At 67.1% G+C, this 23,241-nt stretch carries 20 protein-coding genes; 15 read left to right on the top strand and 5 right to left on the bottom strand.

Going from position 1 to position 23,241, the window contains the following annotated elements:
- Positions 1 to 85: 85 nt before the first annotated feature.
- The gene (locus AAG801_RS06660; RefSeq protein WP_341887696.1) at positions 86 to 856 is read left to right on the top strand and encodes a hypothetical protein; all 771 of its coding nucleotides are present in this window, start codon (positions 86 to 88) and stop codon (positions 854 to 856) included.
- The gene (locus AAG801_RS06655) at positions 853 to 1,341 is read left to right on the top strand and encodes a PIN domain-containing protein (RefSeq protein ID WP_341887695.1); all 489 of its coding nucleotides are present in this window, start codon (positions 853 to 855) and stop codon (positions 1,339 to 1,341) included. Before AAG801_RS06660 ends, AAG801_RS06655 begins: the two co-directional genes overlap by 4 nt.
- A 21-nt stretch (positions 1,342 to 1,362) precedes the next feature.
- Here AAG801_RS06655 and uvrA read toward each other — a convergent pair whose 3' ends face one another.
- Entirely contained in the window at positions 1,363 to 4,449 is a 3,087-nt protein-coding gene (gene uvrA / locus AAG801_RS06650) for an excinuclease ABC subunit UvrA (RefSeq protein ID WP_341887694.1), read from the bottom strand.
- A 49-nt stretch (positions 4,450 to 4,498) separates the two neighbouring features.
- Positions 4,499 to 5,875: a chloride channel protein gene (locus AAG801_RS06645; RefSeq protein ID WP_341887693.1), complete on the bottom strand. Its 1,377-nt coding sequence runs from the start codon at positions 5,873 to 5,875 to the stop codon at positions 4,499 to 4,501.
- Positions 5,876 to 6,032: 157 nt separating this feature from the next.
- On the opposite strand from AAG801_RS06645, the gene ssb reads away from it, so the two are divergent.
- From ssb to AAG801_RS06610, 7 genes are all read left to right on the top strand, one after another.
- Entirely contained in the window at positions 6,033 to 6,599 is a 567-nt protein-coding gene (gene ssb, locus AAG801_RS06640) for a single-stranded DNA-binding protein (RefSeq protein WP_341887692.1), read from the top strand.
- Between the two features lie 370 nt (positions 6,600 to 6,969).
- Complete coding sequence (locus tag AAG801_RS06635) at positions 6,970 to 7,350, top strand: helicase SNF2 (RefSeq protein ID WP_101493373.1); 381 nt, start codon at positions 6,970 to 6,972, stop codon at positions 7,348 to 7,350.
- A 296-nt stretch (positions 7,351 to 7,646) separates the two neighbouring features.
- Positions 7,647 to 8,252, top strand: a complete 606-nt coding sequence (locus tag AAG801_RS06630; protein ID WP_341887691.1) for a hypothetical protein — start codon at positions 7,647 to 7,649, stop codon at positions 8,250 to 8,252.
- Entirely contained in the window at positions 8,249 to 10,048 is a 1,800-nt protein-coding gene (locus tag AAG801_RS06625; protein WP_341887690.1) for a VanW family protein, read from the top strand. Before AAG801_RS06630 ends, AAG801_RS06625 begins: the two co-directional genes overlap by 4 nt.
- Before the next feature lie 16 nt (positions 10,049 to 10,064).
- Complete coding sequence (locus tag AAG801_RS06620) at positions 10,065 to 10,670, top strand: hypothetical protein (protein WP_341887689.1); 606 nt, start codon at positions 10,065 to 10,067, stop codon at positions 10,668 to 10,670.
- A 22-nt stretch (positions 10,671 to 10,692) separates the two neighbouring features.
- Positions 10,693 to 12,357 carry an FxLYD domain-containing protein gene (locus tag AAG801_RS06615; protein WP_341887688.1) on the top strand — a complete coding sequence of 555 codons (1,665 nt, stop codon included), beginning with the start codon at positions 10,693 to 10,695 and terminating at the stop codon, positions 12,355 to 12,357.
- Positions 12,358 to 12,401: 44 nt separating this feature from the next.
- Positions 12,402 to 13,391 carry an LLM class flavin-dependent oxidoreductase gene (locus tag AAG801_RS06610; RefSeq protein WP_341887687.1) on the top strand — a complete coding sequence of 330 codons (990 nt, stop codon included), beginning with the start codon at positions 12,402 to 12,404 and terminating at the stop codon, positions 13,389 to 13,391.
- Between the two features lie 9 nt (positions 13,392 to 13,400).
- Here AAG801_RS06610 and AAG801_RS06605 read toward each other — a convergent pair whose 3' ends face one another.
- On the bottom strand, positions 13,401 to 15,119 hold the full coding sequence (locus tag AAG801_RS06605; RefSeq protein ID WP_341887686.1) for a long-chain fatty acid--CoA ligase: 1,719 nt from the start codon (positions 15,117 to 15,119) through the stop codon (positions 13,401 to 13,403).
- Positions 15,120 to 15,264: 145 nt separating this feature from the next.
- On the opposite strand from AAG801_RS06605, the gene mnmA reads away from it, so the two are divergent.
- Positions 15,265 to 16,365, top strand: a complete 1,101-nt coding sequence (gene mnmA / locus AAG801_RS06600; protein WP_319358841.1) for a tRNA 2-thiouridine(34) synthase MnmA — start codon at positions 15,265 to 15,267, stop codon at positions 16,363 to 16,365.
- Positions 16,366 to 16,381: 16 nt separating this feature from the next.
- On the opposite strand, the gene AAG801_RS06595 is transcribed toward mnmA, so the two are convergent.
- Positions 16,382 to 16,855 carry an NUDIX hydrolase gene (locus AAG801_RS06595; RefSeq protein ID WP_341887685.1) on the bottom strand — a complete coding sequence of 158 codons (474 nt, stop codon included), beginning with the start codon at positions 16,853 to 16,855 and terminating at the stop codon, positions 16,382 to 16,384.
- Positions 16,856 to 16,920: 65 nt separating this feature from the next.
- The gene (locus AAG801_RS06590) at positions 16,921 to 17,634 is read right to left on the bottom strand and encodes a response regulator transcription factor (protein ID WP_099794704.1); all 714 of its coding nucleotides are present in this window, start codon (positions 17,632 to 17,634) and stop codon (positions 16,921 to 16,923) included.
- Positions 17,635 to 18,037: 403 nt separating this feature from the next.
- Here AAG801_RS06590 and AAG801_RS06585 point away from each other — a divergent pair, with 403 nt between their 5' ends.
- The 5 genes from AAG801_RS06585 to AAG801_RS06565 all read left to right on the top strand — a co-directional run bounded on the left by AAG801_RS06585 (position 18,038) and on the right by AAG801_RS06565 (position 23,213).
- Positions 18,038 to 19,168 carry a Re/Si-specific NAD(P)(+) transhydrogenase subunit alpha gene (locus AAG801_RS06585; protein WP_341887684.1) on the top strand — a complete coding sequence of 377 codons (1,131 nt, stop codon included), beginning with the start codon at positions 18,038 to 18,040 and terminating at the stop codon, positions 19,166 to 19,168.
- Positions 19,169 to 19,187: 19 nt separating this feature from the next.
- Positions 19,188 to 19,550: an aspartate 1-decarboxylase gene (gene panD, locus AAG801_RS06580; RefSeq protein WP_062481508.1), complete on the top strand. Its 363-nt coding sequence runs from the start codon at positions 19,188 to 19,190 to the stop codon at positions 19,548 to 19,550.
- A gap of 48 nt (positions 19,551 to 19,598) precedes the next feature.
- Positions 19,599 to 19,937, top strand: coding sequence for an NAD(P) transhydrogenase subunit alpha (locus tag AAG801_RS06575; RefSeq protein ID WP_056584236.1), 339 nt, complete (start codon positions 19,599 to 19,601; stop codon positions 19,935 to 19,937).
- Positions 19,934 to 21,433 carry an NAD(P)(+) transhydrogenase (Re/Si-specific) subunit beta gene (locus tag AAG801_RS06570; RefSeq protein ID WP_341887683.1) on the top strand — a complete coding sequence of 500 codons (1,500 nt, stop codon included), beginning with the start codon at positions 19,934 to 19,936 and terminating at the stop codon, positions 21,431 to 21,433. The genes AAG801_RS06575 and AAG801_RS06570 overlap by 4 nt, the downstream gene beginning before the upstream one ends.
- A 100-nt stretch (positions 21,434 to 21,533) precedes the next feature.
- The gene (locus tag AAG801_RS06565; RefSeq protein ID WP_101493361.1) at positions 21,534 to 23,213 is read left to right on the top strand and encodes a long-chain-fatty-acid--CoA ligase; all 1,680 of its coding nucleotides are present in this window, start codon (positions 21,534 to 21,536) and stop codon (positions 23,211 to 23,213) included.
- Positions 23,214 to 23,241: the final 28 nt, after the last annotated feature.

Raw genomic sequence — 23,241 nt, 5'->3', positions numbered from 1 at the left:
GGCCCGCGCATTCGTGCTGGCGGGAGCTTGCCCCTGCCTGGGGACGCCTCTACACGGAAGGTGCTCGGACCCATAGAATGATTCGATGGAAGCGCAAGAGTTACTGATAGCTTTGCACGATGAGTCGGCTGGATACGAAATCTCGCCCGACAGAGTGCCGCTGTCCGTGTTGCGCAGCTTTGCCAAGGACGTGGATGAGTTTCTTCGCGGGGACAGCAATGACGTCGATACCTCGACGCTTGATGTCTCTGTTGAAAAGGGATCGTTGGCCTTTCGCACAGCGCCAACCGCCAATCCTGTCTTGATGAACGACTTGCGAAAGCTCGCCAGCACCCAGGAGATGGATGGTGTCGGACCGAAGCGACGTGCGGTGATGGAGCGGTGGCAGAAGAGTGCGCGCGGCAGCCGCCGTTGGCGAGTGAGCATTGCGGCGGACTTTCTTCCCGCGGCCATCGTGGTCAGCGCCGAGTCCGATTTCAGAGCTGACGATGCCGACCAGTGGGTGCGTGTCGAACGCTATGTGCGCGGTGAGATTGAAGACATGGGCGGGCACGCCAAGCCGAATGCGCACATTCGTCTGCCAGACGGCAAGGCGTTGTTGGTCGATGCCGCTCGCGAAATGCTGCGGGACGAAAAGGTCAATCGCCTTTACAAGCCGGCAATGATCAGGATCGTCGCGGAATACAACGTCGTGACGCGCGAATATCGAGGCGCCAGGCTGTTGGAATTTGTCGAGCACGAAAGCCAGCTCCAACAGAAAGACCTTGACCGCCTGATTCAACGTGGCGCCAAGGCGTGGCGTGACGTACCTGACGCTGGAGCGTGGGTTGACGAGCTTCGGGGAAGCAAGGAGTGAGTGCGATCCTGCTCGATACGAGCTATCTGATTTCGCTGGCCGACCCGGCACGCGCACATCATCAAACTGCGGTCAGCTATCTTCGCGAAGCTTTGAAGCGTGGTGTTCCTCTTTATCTCTCGGCGATCGCTGCTTCGGAATTTCAGGTCAAACAAGCGGTGACCGATTTGCCCTTGCGCAATTTCGAAGTGCTGCCGTTCAACATTGACCATGCCATGACGGCGGGCCTGCTGATGCGGGATCTCAAACGAGACGCAGGGGATGATCGCAGCGCAGTCAAAGACGATATCAAGCTGATCGCTCAGGCGATCTGCGAATCGCTGACGCACATCCTCACCGAGGATGCACAGACGTTGGTGAAGTATTTGGAACGGTTGAACAAGGCAGGCACCAGCAGCGTGAAGCCCATCTTGCTGGCAGATGGTTTCGACACCGCGTGGTTCGAGAACGGACAGCGAGGTTTGCTGGGCGACGCGACCGATTGAGCGTTGCCGCTCCATCGGCGCTCAGTTCGGCAATAACCGCTTGAGGTACCGCCCCGTGTGGCTCGCCTCGTTCGCCGCGATGGCTTCCGGCGTGCCTTCGCCCACCACCGTGCCACCGCCGGCACCGCCTTCGGGGCCCATGTCGATGAGCCAATCGGCCGTCTTGATGACGTCCAGGTTGTGCTCGATGACGACGATGGTGTTGCCCGCGTCGCGCAGCTGGTGCAGCACCTTGAGCAGCAACTCGATGTCGGCGAAGTGCAGGCCGGTCGTGGGTTCGTCGAGGATGTACAGCGTGCGGCCCGTGTCGCGCTTGCTGAGCTCGAGCGCGAGCTTCACGCGCTGCGCCTCGCCGCCTGACAGCGTGGTCGCCGACTGGCCGAGCTTGATGTAGCTCAGGCCCACGTCGAGCAGCGTGCGCAGCTTGCGTTCGATGGTCGGCACGGCCTTCAGGAACTCGTGCGCGGTCTCGACCGTCATCTCGAGGATCTGCGCGATGTTCCGGCCCTTGTACTGGACCTCGAGCGTCTCGCGGTTGTAGCGCTGGCCGTGGCAGACCTCGCAGGGCACGTACACGTCGGGCAAAAAGTGCATCTCGACCTTCACCACGCCGTCGCCCTGGCAGGCCTCGCAGCGGCCACCGGCCACGTTGAAGCTGAAGCGGCCCGGGCCGTAGCCGCGCTCGCGCGCGGTGTTGGTCTCGGCCATCAGTTCGCGGATCGGCGTGAACAGGCCCGTGTAGGTGGCGGGGTTGCTGCGCGGCGTGCGGCCGATGGGGCTCTGGTCGACGTTGATGACCTTGTCGAAGTACTCGATGCCTTCGACCGATTCGTGTTCGGCCGGCTCTTCGTGCGCGCGGTACAGCGTGCGTGCCACGGCGGTGTAGAGCGTGTCGTTCACCAGCGTCGACTTGCCCGAGCCCGACACGCCGGTCACGCAGGTCAAGAGGCCGACGGGGAAGGCCACGCTCACGTTCTTCAGGTTGTTGCCGGTGGCGCCGACGACGCGGATTTCCTGCAGGTCGGTCTGCGAGGCCAGGTGCGCCGCTTCGCGCGCGGCGCGCCGTTCGGCCGCGGGGCTCTGCGGAAAGCGCGAGGGCTTCTTGCCTTCGTTGAAGGCCGGCTTCTTCACGGCCGGCAGCCACGCGGTGCGGTGCTTGGGCACCTCGATCTTCTTCACGCCCGAGAGGTACTGGCCGGTGAGCGAGTCGGGGTTGGCCGACACCTGGGCATATGTGCCCTGGGCCATCACGCGCCCGCCGTGCACGCCGGCACCGGGGCCCATGTCGATGACGTGGTCGGCGGCGTGGATCATGTCCTCGTCGTGCTCGACCACGATCACGCTGTTGCCGATGTCGCGCAGATGTTTGAGCGTGCCGATGAGGCGGTCGTTGTCGCGCTGGTGCAGGCCGATGCTGGGCTCGTCGAGCACGTACATCACACCCGTGAGGCCCGAGCCGATCTGCGACGCGAGGCGAATGCGCTGCGCCTCGCCGCCCGACAGCGTCTCGGCGCTGCGGTCCAGGCTCAGGTAGTTCAGGCCCACGTCGTTCAGGAACTTGAGGCGCAGGCCGATTTCGCGCACCACCTTGTCGGCGATGTCGGCCTTGGCGCCGCGCAGCTTGAGCGTGCTGAACCAGGCGTAGGCGTCGCGCAGCGTGAGGTGGCTCAGTTCGAAGATCGCCATGCGTGGGGGCTCGCCGCCGTTCGCGGCCACGTGGCCGGTGTCGTCCACCAGGAACACATTGCGCGCCTCGCGCCGCAGCCGCGAGCCGCCGCAGTCGGGGCAGGGCTGCTGGTTGCGAAAGCGTGCGAGGTCTTCGCGCACCATCACCGAATCGGTCTCGCGGTAGCGCCGCGTCATGTTCGGGATGATCCCCTCGAAGGGATGCTTCTTCGAAAGCTTCTTGCCCGCGAAGTTGCCCGACTCCATGGTGTAGTTGAACTTGATCTCTTCAGCGGCCGAGCCATGCAGCAGCACCTGCTGTACCGAGGCCGGCAGCGATTCGAAGGGTGCGTCGACGTCGAACTTGTAGTGCTTGGCGACGCTCTCGACCATGCTGAAGTAGTAGCCGTTGCGGCGGTCCCAACCCTTGATGGCGCCGCTGGCGATCGACAGCGACGGAAACGCCACCACGCGCACCGGGTCGAACACCTCGCGGTGGCCCAGGCCGTCGCAGCTGGGGCAGGCGCCCACGGGCGAGTTGAACGAGAACAGGCGCGGTTCGAGCTCCGACAGCGAGTAGTGGCAGATCGGGCAGGCGAACTTGGCGTTGAACAGGTGCTCCTTGTCGGCCGTACCCTCGGCGCCCAGCTCCAGCGCAATGGCGCGGCCTTCGGCCAGGCGCAGCGCGGCTTCGAAGCTCTCGGCCAGGCGCTGCTGCATGTCGGGGCGCGCGCGCAGGCGGTCGATGACCACGTCGATGTCGTGCTTCTCGGTCTTCTTGAGCTTGGGCAGGTCGTTGTATTCGTACGTTTGCCCGTCGACGCGAAAGCGCACGTAGCCGGCCGCCTGCATCTCGGTGAAGAGCTCGAGGAACTCACCCTTTTTCTCGCGCGCCACGGGCGCCAGGATCATGAGGCGGGGCTCGTCGGGTAGCGCCAGCGTGGCGTCGACCATCTGCGAGACCGTCTGCGCCTGCAGCGGCAGGTGGTGGTCGGGGCAGAAGGGCGTGCCGGCGCGCGCGTACAGCAGGCGCAGGTAGTCGTGGATCTCGGTCACCGTACCCACGGTGGAGCGCGGGTTGTGGCTGGTGGCCTTCTGCTCGATGCTGATGGCGGGCGACAGGCCCTCGATCACGTCGACATCGGGCTTGTCCATGAGCTGCAGGAACTGCCGCGCATAGGCCGAGAGGCTTTCCACGTAGCGCCGCTGCCCTTCGGCATACAGCGTGTCGAACGCCAGGCTCGACTTGCCCGAGCCCGACAGGCCGGTGATTACCACCAGCTTGTTGCGCGGAATGTCGAGGTCGACGTTCTTCAGGTTGTGGGTGCGCGCGCCGCGGATGCTGATGCGCTGCTGGGCGAGCAGGGCGCCGAGGTAGACGTCACGTTCGCGTTCTGCGTCGCGCGCACGCTCCGCGGTGTCTTCAGTGGATATTGAATTCAAAGGGGGCGATCGTCCGAGGGCAACCGGACATGATAGTCCGCCGGCCATTTCATGGCGAGCGGGCGGCTTCTGGCGGGCTGGGCGCGGGGCTTTCCGGCGGGTGCACCGGCGCCGTGCTGCCGATGGCCCGGCCGACCATGTGCTCGGCCAGCGTGTCGTACAGCGGGCGGCTGATCATGCGCGAGACCAGGCTGGCCAGCATGGCCGCGGCCATCAGGCTCAGCACCATCGAATGGCCGTCGACCATTTCCATCACGATGATGAAGGCGGTGAGCGGTGCCTGCGTCACCGCGGCCAGGAAGCCGGCCATGCCCATGGCGATGAGCGCCGGCCCCAGGTCATTGGCGGCCAGCCGGGCCACTGCGTCGCCGATGCCCGCGCCGATCGACAGCGACGGCGCGAAGATGCCGCCCGGCACGCCGCACCAGGCCGTGAGCCAGGTGGCGATGAACTTCAGCACCGTGTACAGCGGCGTCAGCTCGTCGTGGCCCTGCAGCATCTGCTTGACCGCCTCGGAGCCTGCGCCGAAGGTGACGCCGCCCGTCACCAGCCCGATGACCGCCACTGCCAGCCCGCCGACGGCTGCGAAGCGCACCGGAAAGCGCGCCCGCCAGCGATTCAGGCGCCCGGGCGCGCCCGTCAGCGAGGCGATCAGCAGCCGGGCGAACAGGCCGCCGGCCGCGCCGCTCAGCAGGGTGACCAGCAGGCCCGGCCCGAGCGCGTCCCAGTCCAGCCGCTGCACGCGGATCACGCCGAAGTAGCTGGCGTTGCCGAAGGCCGACACCGCCACCAGGCCCGCCAGCACGATGGCCGTGATGATCAGCCCGCTGGAGCGGGCCTCGAGCCGGCCCGACAGCTCCTCGATGGCGAACACCACGCCTGCCAGCGGCGCGTTGAACGCCGCCGCAATGCCGGCGGCCCCGCCGGCCACCAGCAGCGCGCGGCCGTCGATGGCGGTGTGGGGCGACAGCCAGCGCCGCGCGTGCTGCATGACCCCGGCCGCCACCTGCACCGACGGGCCCTCGCGCCCGATCGACAGGCCGGCGGCGAAACCCGCCACGCCCAGGCCGATCTTGGCGACCGTGAGTCGCAGCGAGGCGAAGACGAAGCGCCGCTCCTCGGGCAGCGCCGGGTGCAGCGCCGCCTTGATCTGTGGAATGCCGGAGCCGCCCGCGCCGGGGAAGAAGCGCAGCGTGCACCAGACGATACCGGCGGTGATCGCCGGCGTGGTCAGTAGCACCGCCCAGGGCCAGGCGGCGTAGAAGCGGTGAAAGGCGCCGAAGACCCAGTCGCTGGCGAGCGTGAAGCCCACCACGAACAGGCCGGCCGCGATGGCGTAGCCCAGCACGATGGCTCGGTCGAGCCAGATGCGCCCGCTGGACAGCTCGGCGCGCAGGTGTGCGAGGAAATCGGGCTCGTGGTTCATCGGGCGGGGCGGGGGAGACGTTCATTCTGGCACCGGCCCGGGCGCCGGGCTGTAGGCCGGGGACACCGGACGCCCAGGCGGACGCCGGCGCCCGATCAGGCAGAATGGAGGGTTCCTCTCAACCTCCTCCTTCATCTACTTATCAGGGGCAGTGCATATGGCATCGGTCAATAAAGTCATCGTCGTCGGCAACCTGGGGCGCGACCCCGAAATGCGGACCTTCCCGAGCGGCGATCAGGTCGCAAACGTCACCGTGGCCACCACCGATCGCTGGAAAGACAAGCAAAGCGGTGAGATGCGCGAAGCCACCGAATGGCACCGCATCGTGTTCAACGGCCGCCTGGCCGAAATCGCCGGCCAGTACCTGCGCAAGGGCTCGCAGGTGTACGTCGAAGGCTCGCTGCGCACGCGCAAGTGGACCGACAAGGACGGCATCGAAAAGTACACCACCGAAATCCGCGCCGACCAGATGCAAATGCTGGGCAGCCGCCAGGGTCAGGGCGGCCCGTCGGGCGGTCCGGAAGACGACGGCGGCTACTCGCAAGGCGGTGGCGGCGGCGGTTATTCGCAAGGCGGCGGCGGTGGTGGTGGCGGCGGTGGCGGTTACGCCCCGCGTGCCCCCGCAGCAGCCGCAGCACCGCGCGCACCGGCACCGGCGCCGCGCCAGGCTCCGGCCAAGTCGTCGTCGGGCTTCGACGACATGGACGACGACATTCCGTTCTGATCCAGCGAGCCGCAGCCGCCGTCCTTCGTGGGCGGACGCGCTGCGATCCGTGCGATTTCACAGAAACGCGCGTTCCCGGTCCGGGGACGCGCGTTTTTGTTTTCCCCTCGCGAACAGGGCCCTGCGCGTCCCGCTTCCTTTCAATTGTTTCGAATCCGTGAACACCGTGGTTCGTTTTGCTACGGGTTTTTACCTAGATCGCGGCGCACAATTGATCTCACGGACCAGCCCTCAAAGCTGATCTGGGTGAACAGGGCCCCGAGCGAGGTGGCCGCCCTCCGAAAAAGAACAGAGGGGCGGTGACCCACCCAAGACCGGTTCCACATCCGAAGCAAGAACTTGAACTGAATTGAAGAAGGAAGAAATCCAAATGACCGCCTCGAAGATCCTCTCCGCCGTTGCTGTTGCCCTGATGGCCGTTGCCGGCGCCGCCCATGCCGAAAGCTATGAAGGCGTGCACCAGCTGACCTCGGCCGCCAGCCGTGCCGACGTCGCCGCACAAGCCGTCGTGGCCGCACACAGCGCCAACCCGTACGCCACCGGCGCCAACGCAGGCCCCGCACCGGTGATCGTCTCGTCGACCAGCCGCGCCGCTGTGCGTGCCGACGCCGTCGCCGCTGCACACAGCGCCGACCCGTACGCCGAAGGCGCTTCGTCGGGCGTGGCCCCGATCGTTGCCAGCACCGTCGACCGCGCTGCGGTTCGCGCCGCAGCCCGCGCTGCCGCCCACGGCGACGCACTGCCGCTGTAAGCGCTCCGAACGCTCGCCGATGCGCTCGGCGAACGTTCCAGGTCTTCATGAAAGCCGGCCCTGCCAACGCAGGGTCGGCTTTTTTCATGGGCCATGACCGTGAAATCTTGGCCGAAAGTCACATTGCCTTGGCCTTGCGCATCCTTCATGATTTGGGCGCGGGAGGGATGGCCGCCAGAGCGCATGCTTTCGCATTAACGCATCGCCGTCGTGCGGACACGCGAGAATCAAGCGTCGTTCCGACCGCGAAAAATGAAAGCATGATCCGTCGCCGACCCAGCGACGACCCACTACGCATGGCCCTCACTCTCGACCCCGAAGACACGCGCGGACGCATCCACGACCTGGTGTGGAGCGGCTTCCATGCCGATGCCGACATCGGCTGGATGATCACCGACGAGTACCTCGATCCCGATGAGCTCACCGCCGAGGATCGCGCCTGGATCAAGGCCGAGACCACGCGCGCCTGCGCCGCCAAGCGCGCCGCCGAGGCGCAGTGGCCCGTGCAGACCGAGTACGACCGGCTCGAGGCTGTGTTCGCCCAACTGCGCAACGAAAACATCATCGCCCTGCACCGCGCCGGCAACACGCTGTCCGACGGGCATGACGACGTGCGCGAGCAGTGGCGTGCGGCAGGACGGCTCGAGTCCGGCATCCGCGGCTGCTGCTTCTATCACGCCCAGGACCTCGACGGCGCCGTGCGCAACGGCCGCCTGTACCTCGCGTTCAGCGGCGGCATGATCCCCGAGATCGCGCAGCGCGAAGCCAACACCGTCGTGGTCGGCCATCGCATCGTCGAGCTGCTGCGCGACGCCGGCTTCGGCGCGCAATGGAGCGGCAACATCAACGAGCGCATCGAAGCCGATCTCGGCCAATGGCGCAAGCGAGGCCCCACCGCGTGAGCGTGCAGGCCTGGCAGCCGCCGCGCCGCATCGATGCGATCGACTTCTGGCTGCGCTCGCGGCTGCTCGCCACGGCCCACGCCCTGCGCGAAACCCTGCGACCCTCGGCCCGGCGCTGGCCCCGTGGCGCGCATGCACTGGCCGATGCGCCGGTGCTCGCGCAGTACCGAACCCCCTTGTGGACCGACGGCCGTGCCGATGAATTTCCGCTGGTCGCCGGCAAGGTGCAGAACCTGCGCGTGGCGCGGGCGGCCTTCGACGCCGTCGAGGTGCCGGCCGGCGAAGTGCTGAGCTTCTGGCGCCAGCTCGGGCGGCCGGGCGCGGGGCGCGGCTTCGTGGTCGGGCGCGAGGTGCGCGGCGGTTGCGTGGTGCCGACGCTGGCCGGTGGGCTGTGCCAGCTGTCGAACGCGCTCGCCACGGTGGCCGTGCGCGCGGGCTTCGAGCTGGTGGAGCGCCACGGGCATACGGCGCGCATCGAGCAGGCAGACACGCCGAACGGCGATGCCATCGACGCGACGGTGTTCTGGAACTACGTCGACCTCAAGCTGCGCGCCCGGCAGGCATGGCGGCTCGAAGTGGCGCTGACCGACACCGAGCTCGTGGTGCGCATTCGCGCGCGCACGCCGCTGGCGGTGCCAGTGCCGACCGAGCCCGTCACGCTGCGGCGCACGAACGACGACACGCCCACCGCGTTGCCGTTGGCGCGCGGCTGTCTGAGCTGCGACCAGACGGCGTGCTTTCGCCATCGCCCGCCGATCGACGTCGGTTCCGAAGGCCGCACGGCGGTGCTCGTCGATGGCTGGACGCCGGAGTTCGCATGCCACCTGCGCGAGGCGCATCCGCAGACGCAGCGCATGCAGCCCGTGCCGCTGCGGCTCGCGTTCTGGCGCGTGCCTGCTGCGGGGTGGCATCGCGAGCCTGCGACGAAAGAGCAAGTGACCACCCCTTGGGCCGCAAGCCTGCGCCGTGCCGTGTGGCAGCGGCTCTGGGCACGGCAGCCGGGCCGCCGCCAAGCCAGCCTGATCGACGGCCAGCGATGGCTCGCGCAGGCTTTTGCCGTGCGGCTGGTGCCGGCGCACACGCACCTGGTGGTCGAGCAGTCGCTGCTGCCGCACCTGCAGCGCCTCGGCGCGCTCGACGGGCGCCGCATCACCGTTCTGGCCAGCGCCTTGCCGATGGCCGACATCGAACAGACCCTCGATGCCGCCTCGCAGCGCTGGCCCGGCGATGCGACCTTGCGCGACTTTCGCGCCGATGCGTCGCTGGTGCGCGACGAGGCGTTGGCGCTCGCACGTGCGGCGAGCATCGTCACGCCGCATGCCGCGGTGGCGCAGGCCATGGCGACATACGCACCGCAGGCCACGCTGCAGCGGCTCGATTGGGTAATGCCGCAGGTGAGGGCCGCGCACAGCGCGCGCCAAGAACCGCCGCTCGTCGTGTTCGCCGCGAGCGCGCTGGCACGCAAGGGCGCGCGCGAACTCGCTGCCGCACTGCAAGGTTGGTCGTGCCGCCTGCGCGTGCTGGGGTCGCCATCGGACGACGCGCGGCTCTGGCAGGGCATCGAACACATTCAACACATGAACTGGCAAGGCGACGGGCTGGCTGATGCGAGCGTCGTCGTGCTGCCCGCGCACATCGAACACGCACCGCGCGCGCTGCTGCGCGCCGTGGCGGCCGGCGTGCCCGTGGTGGCATCGACCGCCTGCGGCCTGGCCGGTGTGCCGGGCGTGCACGAGGTCGCACCCGGCGACATCGACGCACTGCGCACGGCATTGCAGACCGCCTGCCTTGCCTGAACGGAGAACAACACACGTGGCATCGATCGAACAGGCCCGCGCGGCCCTGGCTTCTCATGGTGCACTCGCGCCGCAATCCGCCGCCGAGCACTGGCACGGCGAGCTGGCCTTGCCCGCCGCCATCGCCACCTTCTACGAACAGGTCGGCCCGCTCGGCGATTGGGTCAACGACCGCGTGGGTTATGCAGGTCTCACGGTGCCGACCACCGGCAATCCGTTCAGCATTCCCGCGCTCTCGCGCCTGTGGCAGCTGCAGGCGGGCTACCGCTGGCACGGCATCACCGGCGAGCGCATCGCCGACTGGCCCGAGCATTGGCTCGTGGTGGCCGACCAGGGCGCCGATCCGTTCATCTTCGACCTGCGCACCGGCGCGATCCAGTTCGCGATGCACGGCACGGGCACTTGGCAGGAAGACGAACCGCTCTTCGCCGACATCTTCGAGATGGCCGCCTGCCTGGGCACCATCGGCCAGGTGTGGGACGAAGCGGGCGACACCATCTTCACCGACGAGGACGACTGCGAGGTCGACCCGGTGCATCGCGCGCGGCTGATCACGCGCCTCGTGCCGCTGCTGGGCAGCGCCGCGGCGGCGGAAGACATCGTCGACGTGTTCGGCTGGTAAGGGACAAAAAGAAACGACATCCATGAGCATCGACCTGCAGACCCTCAAATGCGGCGAGTGCGGCAGCAGCACGCTGCGCCGCACCGGCCTGAACGAATACACCTGTTCGCACTGCGGCTCGATGTCGCTGGTGGAAGACGACGTGTCCGACCGCCTCGAGCGCGTGTTGCAGCAGGTCAAGCATCACGCCGGCCAGCAGATCGCGGCCGAACAGGCGCTGCGCCAGAAGCAGATGCTGCGCACGGTCGGTTTCGTCGTGATCGGCTTCGTTGGCGTGGCGCTGGCCGTCCAGGTCGCGATGCTGCTGTTCGGTCCGGGCAAGCGCAGCGAGGCGCCCTCGGTGTCGCGCGCGATCGTCGATCGCACCATCGCCACGGATGGCCTGAAGCTCTCCGAGCCGCGCCAGGTGCTGGTCGGCGAGCGGCCGAAGCTGCTGGTGCTGGCGCGCAACGAAACCGGCCGGCCGCTCGAACGCCCCAGCCTGAAGGTCGTGTTCCACGACGGCGACACGCGGCTGAGCGAGCGCAGCGAATCGCTGCCGATCGACGTGCTGATGCCCGGCGAGTCCGCGTCCGTGCTGGTCGATTTGCCGTCGGGCAAGAACGTCACGCGGCAGGACGTGACGGTCGAGAAGCTGTCCGAACCCCGCAGCGCCGCCGAAGGGCCGCGTCTCGCGTTCTCGCGCCTGCGGCTGGTGCAGCAGGGCGAGCGCGTGCGCCTGGCTGGGCGCATCGTGCATGCGGGTGCGCCCGGGGCGCCGGCGTTCGGCAGCATCGAGGCGCTCGTCACGCTGTACGACGACGCGGGCCAGGTGATCGGCGTCGGCCGCGGCCACGCGCCCGGGTCCACGCTGGAGCCGGGCGGGCGCGCCGCGATCGATGTCGACCTCAGCCGCTTCGGCCGCGGCACCGCCATCGCGGCGTGGGACTACCGCATCGGTTACCACACGGTCATGCCCTCGGGCTCGCGCACGGCGGTTTTGAGTGCCGACCGCGTGATCCGCACGACCGGCGCGCCGGAGGTCTTCCATCCCGACCTGCGGCTGAGCACCGAAGACCTGCTGGCCGAGGACAGCGAGCGCTTCGACCCGCGGCAACTCGAACTGCTGCCGCTGGTGGCGGGACGCAGCACGATCCAGCGGCCGCTCTTCATGACCGAGCTGGTGAACCGCAGCACCGACGCCGTGGCGATCACGCCCGGCGCCGTGATCGCGCGCTTCGGCGGCAGCACGGCCGACGGCACCACGCGACTCGATGAGCTGGCTTACCTGTACCCGGGCGAGCGCTTTCCGATCCTGTTCGAGCCGAGGGCCGTGGACCGCATCACGCAGACCCGCGTCGAGTGGAAGCCGATGCGCCGCGCCGCATTGCCCGGCCCGCGCAAGCCGCTGGAAGTGCAGGTGACGGGCACCAAGGCCGGCACGGGCAGCGTGCTGCTCAACTTCAGCCAGCGCTTCACTTACAAGAGCGTCGAGGTCACGGGCACGGTGACGAACCCCGGCACGGCCATTGCGGCCAAGGTGCGACTGTGGGTCAGCCTGCGCGACCGCAACGACCAGCTGACCGGCTTCAAGCTGATCGAGAACCTGCCGGCCATTGCGCCCGGCGAGAGCGTGCCGTTTCAGGTCCACGTGACGCAGCACGGTCGCGATTTCGCGAGCGTCGCGACGCTATACCAAACCGAATAGCCCCGTGCGTGACGGCATGGGGCGGTTCGCGCCATGATCGCGCCATGATTCCGCTCTCGATCCTCGACCTTTCCCCGATCACCGAAGGCAGCGATGCCGCGCAGTCGTTCCGCAACTCGCTGTCGCTGGCGCAGCACGGCGAGGCGCTGGGCTACACGCGCTACTGGCTGGCCGAGCACCACGGCATGCCGGGCATCGCGAGCGCGGCCACGGCCGTGCTGCTGTCGTATGTGGGCGCGGGCACCTCCACCATCCGCATCGGCGCCGGCGGCGTGATGCTGCCCAACCACTCGCCGCTGGTGATCGCCGAGCAGTTCGGCACGCTGGAGTCGCTGTACCCGGGGCGCGTCGACCTCGGCCTGGGCCGCGCGCCCGGCTCCGACCAGCGCACCGCGCGCGCGCTGCGACGCAACCTGGAGTCGGACGCCGACCAGTTCCCGCAGGACGTGATGGAGCTCATGGACTTCATGTCGAAGAGCCCGCAGCAGGCCGTGCGTGCCGTGCCCGGCGCGGGGCTCGAAGTGCCGGTGTGGATCTTGGGCTCGAGCACTTTCGGCGCACAGCTCGCGGCGCACCTGGGCCTGCCCTACGCCTTTGCCTCGCACTTCGCGCCGCAGCAGATCATGCAGGCCATCCAGATCTACCGCGAGACCTTCAAGCCCTCGGCGCAGCTGAGCAAGCCGTACGTGATGCTGGGCTTCAACGTGTTCGCGGCCGACACCGATGCCGAAGCCGAGTTCCGCGCCACCTCGTGGCAGCAGGCCTTCGTGAACCTGCGCAGCGGCCGTCCCGGCCAGCTGCCGCCGCCGGTGGAGAACTACCGCCAGAAGGTCGGTCCGGCCGAGAACGCGCTGCTCGATTCGGTGCTGTCGTGCTCGGCGGTGGGCTCGGTCGAGACCGTGAAGCAGGGCGTGGAAGCGTTCGTGGCGCGCACCGGCGCCGACGAACTCATGATCACCTCGCAGGTGTTCGACCACGCCGCCCGGCTGCGCTCGTACGAGCTGCTGGCCGGGGCGTTCGGCCAGAAGAAGTAAAGACCCGTCCTAGGCCCGTTTGCGGGCTTCCTCGTCCACGAGGCCCTTCTTCGAGAGCTTGCCCACGGCGGTCTTGGGCAGCTCGGCGCGAATTTCGAGCGCGCCGATCATCTCGTGCTTGCCCAGGCGATTCTTCAGGAACGACTTGAGCGTGTCGAGCGTGAGCTCGTCCGCGCCGTCCTTCAGTTTCACGAAGGCTTTCGGCGACTGCCCGCGGTACTCGTCGGGCACGCCGATCACGCAGACCTCGGCCACCGACGGGTGTTCGTACACCGCCTCTTCGAGCACGCGCGGGTACACGTTGTAGCCACCGCACAGCAGCATGTCCTTGGTGCGGTCGACGATGTAGAGGTAGCCGTCGGCGTCCATCTTCGCGACGTCGCCGCTGCGGAAGTAGCCGTCGGCCGTCATCGATTCGGCGGTGGCCTTCGGGTTGTTCCAGTAGCCCTTCATGACGTTCGGCCCTTGCACGCACAGCTCGCCGGGCTCGCCGAACGCGGTCACGTCTTTCGTCGGATCGTCCAGGCTCACGAGCTTGATGCGCACGCGCGGCAGCGGCATGCCGCACGAGCCGGCCTTGCGCACGCCGCGCGCGGGCGTGAAGGTGCCCACGGGCGAGGTCTCGGTCATGCCCCAGCCTTCGTTGAGGTGGCAGCCGGTGAGTTCGAAGAAGCGTTGTTCCACTTCCACCGGCAGCGGCGCGCCGCCCGAGCCGCAGAACTTCAGCGAGCGCAGGTCCATCTCCTTGGCCTTGGGGTGCGAAAGGATGGCGGTGTACATGGTCGGCACGCCGGGGAAGACGCTGATCTTGCTGGCCGCGAGTTCGTTCATCACCGCGTCGACATCGAAGCGCGTGTGCAGCACCAGCGCCGCACCCAGGCGCACGCCCAGCAGCATCGCGGCGCTGAGCGCAAAGATGTGGAACAGCGGCAGCACGACCAAGAAGCGCTCGCCGCCCTCGGCCAGGATCGGCGGCTCGCCGCGCGTCGATTCGTAGTACTGCGCCGAGGCCGACGTGAGGTTGGCGTGCGTGAGCATCGCGCCCTTGGGCAGGCCGGTGGTGCCGCCGGTGTACTGCAGCACGACGATCTCTTCGGCGAGGTCGCCGAGCGGGTAGACCTGATGCGTGCCTTCGCTCTGGAGCAGGTCGGTGAAGCGCACATGGCGCGCGTCCACCGGCACGGGCGCGATCTGGCCCGCGGCCTGCAACTGGGCCTGCACCTTGTCGCCCGCCGCACCGTAGTCGCCGAGGCTGCCGACCACCAGCGTCTTCAGGCGCGAGCTGTCGAGCAGACGCGCCATCAGCGGGTACAGGTTCACGAGGTCGAGCGTGACGAGGATGTCGGTGCGGCTGTCCTCGATCTTGTGGGCCAGCACGCGTTCGGCGTCGAGCGGCGAATAGTTCACCACCGTGCCGCCGGCTTTCAGCACGGCGAAGAAGGCGATGGGGTAGTGCGGCGTGTTCGGCAGGTACAGGCCGACGTGCACGCCCGGCTTCACGCCCAGGTCCTGCAGACCCTTGGCGGCGCGGTCCACCGCGTCGCCGAGCTGGCGGTAGCTGAGCGACTGGCCCATGAACTCGACGGCCGAGTGGTCGGGCCAGCGGGCGACCGCTTCATCGAGCATCTGCTGCACCGGCTTGACGGGCAGCTCGGCGTCCCAGCGCATGCCGAGCGGGTAGTTGCGCGTCCAGGGGGTGGGGTTGTCAGAGAGGGAAGGGGTCGCCATGCGTTGTGTCTCCGCGGTGTTTCGGGTCACTGTAGCGCCGGCCTTTCGCATCGTGGAGTGCGGGCTGACAAGCCGGCGACACGGGTTTTCCCGATTTCCCACACGCCGGATGCCCCTGTCGCCGGGCTGGGACAATGGCGGGCTTATGGCAAAACAACGGATCGTGGTCGGGCTGAGCGGCGGGGTGGACTCCGCGGTCACCGCGCACCTGCTCAAGCAGCAGGGGCACGAGGTGGTCGGCATCTTCATGAAGAACTGGGAAGACGACGACGACAGCGAGTACTGCTCGTCGAACATCGACTTCATCGACGCCGCCAGCGTGGCCGACGTGCTGGGCATCGAGATCGAGCACGTCAACTTTGCCGCCGACTACAAGGACCGCGTGTTCGCCGAGTTCCTGCGCGAGTACAAGGCCGGTCGCACGCCCAACCCCGACGTGCTGTGCAACGCCGAGATCAAGTTCAAGGCCTTTCTCGACCACGCCATGCGGCTGGGCGCCGAGAAGATCGCCACCGGCCACTACGCCCGTGTGCGCCTGAACGAGGCCACGGGCCGGCACGAGTTGCTCAAGGGGCTCGACAACTCGAAGGACCAGAGCTATTTCCTGCACCGGCTGAACCAGGCGCAGCTGTCGAAGACGCTGTTCCCGGTCGGCGAGCTGCACAAGACCGAGGTGCGCCGCATCGCCGAAGAAATCGGCCTGCCCAATGCGAAGAAGAAGGACTCGACCGGCATCTGCTTCATCGGCGAGCGGCCGTTCCGCGACTTCCTGAACCGCTACATCTCGAAAGAGCCGGGCCCGATCAAGGACGACCGCGGCCGCAAGCTCGGCGAGCACCAGGGCCTGAGCTTCTACACGCTGGGCCAGCGCCAGGGCCTGGGCATCGGCGGCGTGAAGGAGAAGGGCGCACAGCGCGGCGCGGGCGACCATTCGCCCTGGTTCGTCGCGCGCAAGGACGTCGAGAAGAACACGCTGTGGGTGGTGCAGGGCCACGACCATCCGTGGCTGCTGTCGACCGAACTGAAGGCGGACGACGCGAGCTGGGTGGCGGGTGAAGCACCCGCTGCGGGCACCTACGGTTCGAAGGCGCGCTACCGGCAGGCCGATGCAGCCTGCGAGTTGGGCGATGGCGCCAATGGTGCGTTCAGCCTGCGCTTCGGTGCGCCGCAATGGGCGGTCACGCCGGGGCAGTCGGCCGTACTGTACGACGGCGAGCGCTGCCTCGGGGGCGGCGTCATCGTCTGAGCCTTGCGGCAGCTGATCAGCGCGGCTGTCGCACGCCGTCTTCGGTGTGGATCAGCGACAGCGGGTGGCGCTTGCCGGCGAGGTAGTCCTCGATGCAGCGCAGCAGCAGCGGGCTGCGATGGCGCGCCACGCTGGCGCGGATTTCGTCCACGGTCATCCACAGCGTGCGCACGATGCCTTCGTCAAGCGCGCGACCTTCCTCACGTGCGCCCAGTTCGCCGGTGAAGGCGAAGCGCATGTAGGTCACGTCGGGCTGCTCGGCCGAGCGCGCCATGTAGACGCCGAGCAGCGCGGTCGGCGTGAAGGCGTGGGCTGTTTCCTCGAGCGTCTCGCGGATGCAGCCGTCCTCGGGCGACTCGCCGGGGTCGAGGTGGCCGGCGGGGTTGTTGAGCTTCAGGCCGTCGTCGGTCTGCTCTTCGACGAGCAGGAAGCGGCCGTCTTGCTCGATCACCGCGGCCACGGTGACATTGGGTTTCCAGCGTGTGGGCATCGTGGGCGCGAGTCTATCGGCTATCGGCTGATCGCAGCACGACAGGCGCCGCGGCCCGGAGCGCTTCAGCGCAGGGTCGTGACCGCCTGCGTGTCGACTTCGATGGTTTCGAGCCGGTAGCCGAGGCCGTAGACCGCCAGCAACAGGAAACCGTTCGCGGGGCGCAGCTCGAGCTTGGTGCGCAGGCGCGACACATGGGTGTCGAGCGAGCGCGACAGGGCTTCGACGCCCAGACCCCAGACCGCCTCGTGCAGGTGCTCGCGCGAGAGCAGGCGCCCGAGGTTCTGGAACAGGAAGAGCGCGAGTTCGTATTCGCGGTTTTTCAGCTCGACCAGCGCACCGTGGACCCGGATGGTGCGCGACGGCGGAAAGAAGTGGTACGGGCCGAACACCAGTTCGGGCTCGTGCCGCGCGGGGTAGGAGCGGCGCAGCAGCGCGTTGATGCGGGCCTGCAGCTCGGTCGCGCGCAGCGGCTTGGCCATGAAATCGTCGGCACCGACATTGAGGCCCTCGACCAGGTCGGTGTCGTCGTGGCACTCGGTCACGAACAGGATGGGCATCCGGCTCTTGTAGTCCTGGCGGATCGTCCGCACGACGTCGGGGCCCTTCATGTCGGGCAGGCGCCAGTCGAGCACCAGCATGTCGAAGGTCTCGCGGCGCATCGCATGGAGCAGCGCCTTGCCACCAGGATAGGTGTGGCACTCGTGGCCGAGGCTCGCCATGGTTTGGTTGATCAACTGAAGCTGGTCCGGCTCAGTGTCGAGTACTGCAATTCGCATTCCATTCCCTTTTCCGCCCTGAGCCGATCTGTGTATGTGTCGGCAATATGAATCGAAGTGTATCTATCTGCGTCTTGGGTTTGGAGTGTCAATTGCCACTAATTCACTCAAATTGATTTGATCTATGTGATCCAATCGTTAATTGAAGTCAATTGATCTCAATTGATTGCATTCTTGGAATTCCGCCGGATCGCGCGGCCTACGGGTTTCAACCCATGCGGGCGGTGGGCGCCCAGAATCGCATCGATCCTCAATTTGCTATCAATTGAGTAGCTATGAATTCAATGTGGGCGGGCATTGACAGGCAATGTGCATGCAGCATCTTGGCGACAGTGAACGCTTGTAATCTTGCTGTAAGCTCTGCCCGCAATCCGTGCTGCCCCTTCCCCCTGAGGAGATCTCTATGTTGATAGGCGTGCCTGCCGAGACAGCGGCTGGCGAAACCCGAGTGGCCGTGACACCTGAAACGGTGAAGAAACTGGTCGCTTCCGGGCACATCGTTCGTGTTCAGTCGGGAGCCGGCGTTGCAGCCAGCGTCACCGATGCGGCCTACCAGACCGCTGGCGCGGAAATCACAGATCAGGCCGGGGCGTTCTCCGCCGACATGGTGCTCAAGGTGCGCACGCCCAGCGACGCCGAAGCGGCGCAGCTGAAAGCCGGTGCGGTCGTCATCGGCATGCTCAATCCCTTCGACGCGGCCGGCCTGCAACGCCTGGCTGCCGCGGGCGTCACCGGCTTCGCCCTCGAAGCCGCGCCGCGCACCACCCGTGCCCAGAGCATGGACGTGCTCAGCTCGCAGGCCAACATCGCGGGCTACAAGGCCGTGATGATCGCGGCCGACAAGTACCAGCGCTTCTTCCCCATGCTCATGACCGCCGCCGGCACCGTGAAGGCCGCGCGCGTCGTCATCCTGGGCGTCGGCGTGGCCGGCCTGCAGGCGATTGCCACGGCCAAGCGCCTGGGCGCCGTCATCGAGGCGTCGGACGTGCGTCCGAGCGTCAAGGAACAGATCGAGTCGCTGGGCGGCAAGTTCATCGAGGTGTCCTACGACACGGATGAAGAGAAAGAGGCCGCGGTCGGTGTCGGCGGCTACGCCAAGCCGATGCCCGCGAGCTGGCTCGCGCGCCAGCAGATCGAGGTCGCCAAGCGCGTCGCGCTGGCCGACGTGGTCATCAGCACCGCGCTCATTCCCGGCCGTGCCGCGCCCACCCTCATCACCGAAGACATGGTCAAGTCGATGAAGCCGGGCTCGGTCATCGTCGACATCGCGGCCGGCAAGGGCCCCGACGGTGTCGGCGGCAACTGCCCGCTGTCGGAAGCCGACAAGACTGTGGTCAAGCATGGCGTGACCATCGTCGGCGAAACCAACCTCGCGGCGCTGGTGGCGGCCGACGCGTCGGCGCTCTATGCGCGCAACGTGCTCGACTTCCTGAAGCTCGTCGTCACGAAGGAAGGCGCGCTCCAGATCGACCTCGAGGACGACATCGTCGCCGCCTGCCGCGTCACGCAAGACGGCCAGGTCACGCGCAAGTAAGAAGAGCAGGCTGCCCTCCATGAATCGCACCATGCTTCGCGCGAAGCTGCATCGCGCCACCGTGACCGAAGCCGACCTGCACTACGAAGGCTCGTGCGGCATCGACGAAGACCTGCTCGACGCGGCCGACATGCGCGAGTACGAAAAGATCGAGCTGTACAACGTCAACAACGGCGAGCGCTTCTCGACTTACATCATCAAGGCGGCGCGCGGATCGGGCGCCATCTCGCTCAACGGCGCGGCGGCGCGCAAGGCGCATGTGGGCGACCTGCTCATCATCTGCACCTACGCCCCCATGACCGAGGCCGAAGCCGCGGACTACAAGCCCAAGGTGGTGCTGCTTGGCGATGCCAACCGCATCAACGAAGTCAAGAAGCTCTGACAGAGCCCTGGACAAGAGACCGAGACCGAACGAGGAGAGGAAAACACCATGGAAATCGTTTCGCACACCGTCATCAACCTGACCATCTTCGTGCTGGCCATCTATGTCGGCTACCACGTGGTCTGGACCGTCACGCCCGCGCTGCACACGCCGCTGATGGCCGTGACCAATGCCATCTCGGCCATCGTGATCGTGGGCGCCATGCTGGCCGCCGCGCTCACCACCACCCCGCTGGGCAAGACCATGGGCGTGCTCGCCGTGGCGCTGGCCGCGGTGAACGTCTTCGGCGGCTTCCTGGTCACGCGCCGGATGCTCGAGATGTTCAAGAAGAAAGACAAGAAGGCCGCCCCGAAGGCCGCAGAGGCAGCACAAGGAGTGGCCAAGTGAGCATGAACCTCGTCACGCTGCTGTACCTCGTTGCCAGCGTCTGCTTCATCCAGGCCCTGAAGGGCCTCTCGCATCCCACCACCTCGATCCGCGGCAACGTCTTCGGCATGACCGGCATGGCGATCGCCGTGCTGACCACCATCGCGCTGGTCCACGGGCAGGCGCGCGCGCTCAACGTCGACTTCACCACCGGCATCGCCTGGGTGCTGGCCGCCGTCGTGGTCGGTGGCGGCCTGGGCGCTTTCATGGCCAACAAGGTCGAGATGACCAAGATGCCCGAACTGGTCGCCTTCATGCACAGCATGATCGGCCTGGCCGCGGTGTTCATCGGCGTGGCCGCGGTGGCCGAGCCCTGGGCCTTCGGCATCACCGCCGCGCCCGTGGCGGCCGTCATCGGTGCGCGCACACCCGACGGTGCCGTGCTCTTCGAGGGCTTCGTGCGCCACGGCATTCCTTACGGCAACCGGCTCGAGCTGTTCCTGGGTGCGGCCATCGGCGCCGTCACCTTCAGCGGCTCGGTCATCGCCTTCGGCAAGCTGTCGGGCAAGTACAAGTTCCGCCTGTTCCAGGGCGCGCCGGTGCAGTTCAAGGGCCAGCACATGCTGAACCTGGTGCTGGGCCTGGCGACCGTCGCACTGGGCCTGGTGTTCGTGGCCACCGAAAGCTGGCCGGCGTTCTTCGCGATGCTGGCGCTGGCCTTCGTGATGGGTGTGCTCATCATCATCCCGATCGGCGGCGCCGACATGCCGGTGGTGGTGTCGATGCTCAACAGCTACTCGGGCTGGGCGGCGGCCGGCATCGGCTTCAGCCTGAACAACGCGATGCTGATCGTGGCCGGTTCGCTGGTGGGCTCGTCGGGTGCGATCCTGAGCTACATCATGTGCAAGGCCATGAACCGCTCGTTCTTCAACGTGATCCTGGGCGGCTTCGGCGGCGAGGCGACCACGGCCACCAGCGGCGACAAGGAGCAGCGCCCGGTCAAGAGCGGCAGCGCGGATGACGCGGCCTACATGCTGTCCAACGCCGAGACGGTGATCATCGTTCCGGGCTACGGTCTGGCGGTGGCGCGCGCCCAGCACGCCGTGAACGAACTGGCCGAGAAGCTCACGCACAAGGGCATCAAGGTGAAGTACGCCATCCACCCCGTGGCTGGCCGCATGCCGGGCCACATGAACGTGCTGCTGGCCGAGGCCGAGGTGCCCTACGACCAGGTGTTCGAGATGGAGGACATCAATGGCGAGTTCGCGCAGGCCGACGTGGCGATCATCCTGGGCGCCAACGACGTGGTGAACCCGGCCGCGCTCACCAAGGGCAGCCCGATCTACGGCATGCCCATTCTGGAAGCCTACAAGGCCAAGACCGTCATCGTGAACAAGCGCTCCATGGCGGCGGGTTACGCGGGCCTGGACAACGAACTCTTCTACATGGACAAGACCATGATGGTCTTTGGCGATGCGAAAAAAGTAGTGGAAGATATGGGCAAGGCCATCGAATAGGCCGAAGGTCCGCGCCCGCGATGCGGGCCCGATCATCGCGGCGCCTCACGTGCGCCGTTTTCGTTTTAAAAAACTCATCCGACTCCGAGGAGACACATCCATGACCGAACGCCCCTGGCTCAGCAGCTACCCGCAAGGCGTGCCCGCCGACATCGACGCGTCGCACTACCCGTCGCTGGTGGCGCTCATGGAAGAGAGCTTCACCAAGTACGCCGACCGCACGGCCTACAGCTTCATGGGCAAGGACGTCAGCTACGCGGAGACCGACAAGCAGAGCAAGTCCTTCGCCGTGTACCTGCAGGGCCTGGGCCTCGTGAAGGGCGACCGCGTCGCCGCGATGATGCCCAACTGCCCGCAGTACCCGATTGCAGTCGCGGCCATCCTGCGCGCCGGCCTGATCCTGGTGAACGTGAACCCGCTGTACACGCCGCGCGAACTCGAGCACCAACTCAAGGACTCGGGCGCCAAGGCGATCATCATCATGGAGAACTTCGGCACCACGCTGCAGCAATGCATCGCGGCCACGCCGATCAAGCACATCGTGCTGGCCTCCATGGGCGACCGGCTCGGCTTCCTGAAGGGCGCGCTCGTCAACTACGTGGTGCGCAACGTCAAGAAGCTGGTGCCGCACTTCAGCCTGCCCGGCGCGGTGCGCTTCAACGACGCGCTCGACAAGGGCGCGAGCGGCAAGCTCAAGCCCGTGGCCATCGGCCCCGACGACGTGGCCGTGCTGCAGTACACCGGCGGCACCACCGGCGTGTCGAAGGGTGCGGTGCTGCTGCATCGCAACGTGATCGCCAACGTGCTGCAGTCCGAGGCCTGGAACGAGCCCGTCATGGCCAAGGTGCCGGCCAACGAGCAGCCCACCAGCGTGTGCGCGCTGCCGCTGTATCACATCTTCGCGTTCACGGTCGGCATGATGCTGAACATGCGCACGGGCGGCAAGCTGATCCTGATCCCGAACCCGCGCGACATCCCTGGCGTGCTGAAGGAACTGTCGAAGCACACCATCCACAGCTTCCCGGCCGTCAACACGCTGTTCAACGGGCTGGCGAACCACCCCGACTTCAACACCGTCAACTGGAAGAACCTGAAGGTCTCGGTCGGCGGCGGCATGGCGGTGCAGGCCGCGGTGGCCAAGCTCTGGCTCGAAAAAACCGGCTGCCCGATCTGCGAAGGCTACGGCCTCTCGGAAACCTCGCCCTCGACCACCTGCAACCCGACCAACAGCACCGCCTACACCGGCACCATCGGCCTGCCGCTGCCGAGCACCTGGCTCAAGCTGCTCGACGACGACGGCAACGAAGTGCCGACCGGCGAGCGTGGCGAGATCGCCATCAAGGGCCCGCAGGTCATGGCCGGCTACTGGCAGCGCCCCGACGAAACCGCCAAGGTCATGACGCCCGACGGCTACTTCAAGAGCGGCGACATCGGCGTGGTCGACGAGCGCGGCTACTTCAAGGTGGTCGACCGCAAGAAGGACATGATTCTGGTGTCGGGCTTCAACGTGTACCCGAACGAGATCGAAGACGTGGTGTCGATGCTGCCCGGCGTGCTCGAATGTGCCGCCGTCGGCGTGCCCGACGACAAGACCGGCGAGGCCGTGAAGCTCGTCATCGTCAAGAAGGACCCGGCGCTCACCGAAGCGCAGGTGCGCGAGTACTGCCGCGCCAACCTCACGGGCTACAAGCAGCCGCGCGTGATCGAGTTCCGCACCGACATGCCCAAGACCCCGGTGGGCAAGATCCTGCGGCGCGAGCTGCGGGATAGCAAGAAGTAGTAAGGGTTCCGCCCGGGTGGGGCCGGGG

This window comes from Variovorax sp. YR752, from assembly GCF_943372545.1.
This window is presented reverse-complemented; position numbering and strand designations above follow the sequence as displayed.

What these genes read in the sequence shown, in the direction of transcription:
- AAG801_RS06590 (WP_099794704.1), bottom strand. Translation starts at nt 17,634, where the DNA reads ATGCGAATTGCAGTACTCGACACTGAGCCGGACCAGCTTCAGTTGATC.
- AAG801_RS06660 (WP_341887696.1), top strand. Translation starts at nt 86, where the DNA reads ATGGAAGCGCAAGAGTTACTGATAGCTTTGCACGATGAGTCGGCTGGA.
- AAG801_RS06610 (WP_341887687.1), top strand. Translation starts at nt 12,402, where the DNA reads ATGATTCCGCTCTCGATCCTCGACCTTTCCCCGATCACCGAAGGCAGC.
- mnmA (WP_319358841.1), top strand. Translation starts at nt 15,265, where the DNA reads ATGGCAAAACAACGGATCGTGGTCGGGCTGAGCGGCGGGGTGGACTCC.
- AAG801_RS06575 (WP_056584236.1), top strand. Translation starts at nt 19,599, where the DNA reads ATGGAAATCGTTTCGCACACCGTCATCAACCTGACCATCTTCGTGCTG.
- AAG801_RS06595 (WP_341887685.1), bottom strand. Translation starts at nt 16,855, where the DNA reads ATGCCCACACGCTGGAAACCCAATGTCACCGTGGCCGCGGTGATCGAG.
- AAG801_RS06635 (WP_101493373.1), top strand. Translation starts at nt 6,970, where the DNA reads ATGACCGCCTCGAAGATCCTCTCCGCCGTTGCTGTTGCCCTGATGGCC.
- AAG801_RS06645 (WP_341887693.1), bottom strand. Translation starts at nt 5,875, where the DNA reads ATGAACCACGAGCCCGATTTCCTCGCACACCTGCGCGCCGAGCTGTCC.
- panD (WP_062481508.1), top strand. Translation starts at nt 19,188, where the DNA reads ATGAATCGCACCATGCTTCGCGCGAAGCTGCATCGCGCCACCGTGACC.
- AAG801_RS06630 (WP_341887691.1), top strand. Translation starts at nt 7,647, where the DNA reads ATGGCCCTCACTCTCGACCCCGAAGACACGCGCGGACGCATCCACGAC.
- AAG801_RS06585 (WP_341887684.1), top strand. Translation starts at nt 18,038, where the DNA reads ATGTTGATAGGCGTGCCTGCCGAGACAGCGGCTGGCGAAACCCGAGTG.
- AAG801_RS06565 (WP_101493361.1), top strand. Translation starts at nt 21,534, where the DNA reads ATGACCGAACGCCCCTGGCTCAGCAGCTACCCGCAAGGCGTGCCCGCC.
- AAG801_RS06605 (WP_341887686.1), bottom strand. Translation starts at nt 15,119, where the DNA reads ATGGCGACCCCTTCCCTCTCTGACAACCCCACCCCCTGGACGCGCAAC.
- ssb (WP_341887692.1), top strand. Translation starts at nt 6,033, where the DNA reads ATGGCATCGGTCAATAAAGTCATCGTCGTCGGCAACCTGGGGCGCGAC.
- AAG801_RS06615 (WP_341887688.1), top strand. Translation starts at nt 10,693, where the DNA reads ATGAGCATCGACCTGCAGACCCTCAAATGCGGCGAGTGCGGCAGCAGC.